The sequence below is a fragment of the Ferroplasma sp. Type II genome (assembly GCF_000496155.1).
In genome coordinates, this window is sequence record NZ_KI542752.1 from 2,192 (window position 1) to 3,536 (window position 1,345).

Consider the following 1,345-nt stretch of genomic DNA (forward strand, 5'->3'; position numbering starts at 1 on the left):
AATTATCTTTCTTCTTCTGTTTTCTATAATGGCTGCGTCAAATGTTACGGCACCAATTTATGAACTTTATGCATTGAAATACCACTTTGGCCCATTTATTATTACAGATATTTTTGCAATATATGTTTTGATGTTAATTCCCTCGCTCCTCTTCTGGGGCCAGTACTCTGATAAACATGGCAGAAAATTGCCCATTGCCATTGGTGTTATTATGGAATTAATTGGATTATTATCCTTTCTGTTTGCCATAAATGTATATATGCTTTTCCTTGCACGTGCATTTATGGGCCTTGCAAGTGGAGCCATTGCGGGACCGGCCAGTACATTATTATTTAATTATAACAAGAGGGCTGGTGCCGTGCTGACATCCATAGGAACCTCTGCAGGAACTGCCACAGGTCCTTTATTAGGTGGAATAATGGCACAGTATTTACCATACCCATTTAGACTGGTTTATTTACTTTCTATTATTTTAGTTCTATTACCTGCTATGGCAATGTATCCTCTGAAAGATATCTCAACAAAAAATCCAAAATTGATACTGCATTTTCCCTCTATAGATAGAGAAGTTATAAGGCCATTCCTGTTAAGTTCATTCGTTGCATTTGGTGCATGGTCAATTACAGCATTCTTTATGTCACTTGCTCCTGTTTACATAATAAAACTTTCAGGCTTAAATAGCATTGCCATAGGTGGCATTATTGTATTTCTGATGCTGGGCATAGCATCCATTTTTCAGATCATTTCCTTGAAATTCAAAATTCAAAATTCAATGTTTTCTGGTATGGTTTTTATTATATTCGCAATTGTATTCATACTTATTGCAATTATTAGAAATTCTCTCTATATATTCATTGCAGGAACTTTGCTGGCAGGAATAGGCCAGGGTTTCGCATTTACAGGTGCAACAAGGGAGATCAAGGCAATTGCTCCACCCGAAAAAACAGGTGATATGCTTGCCAATTATTACATTATCATATACACTGGAGTTGGGCTTCCAGTAATTCTCCTGGGTTTATTAGATAAAATCATCGGTCTTTTACAGGGCATCATATTCTATGGACTCGCTTTCATTGCATTTTCAATGGTTATGGGATTTTTACTCATCAGGGAAGATTTTAAAGATTAATAGAAATTTATTTTTCGTGCATTATCCAATTTAATTTTTTCAGTTTTCCCAACCCTTCTGTTTCCATCATTCCCTTCGGGGTAGTTTCTTTCTTATATTAACAGGCATTTTCTCTTCAATATTGAATTCACAGACTCCGTATCCCTCAGTAAACTGACCTGAACTGACTGCCTCATAAATATAAGATACTGAATAGAGTTCCTATCCTGCCGTTAA

General features: G+C 36.1%; 1 protein-coding gene. It reads left to right on the forward strand.

The genetic code is table 11. The annotated features are described in order from the left end of the window. On the forward strand, positions 1-1,129 hold a 1,129-nt coding region (locus AMDU4_RS14200), incomplete at its 5' end, for an MFS transporter (RefSeq protein ID WP_306766124.1). Positions 1,130-1,345 lie beyond the last annotated feature (216 nt).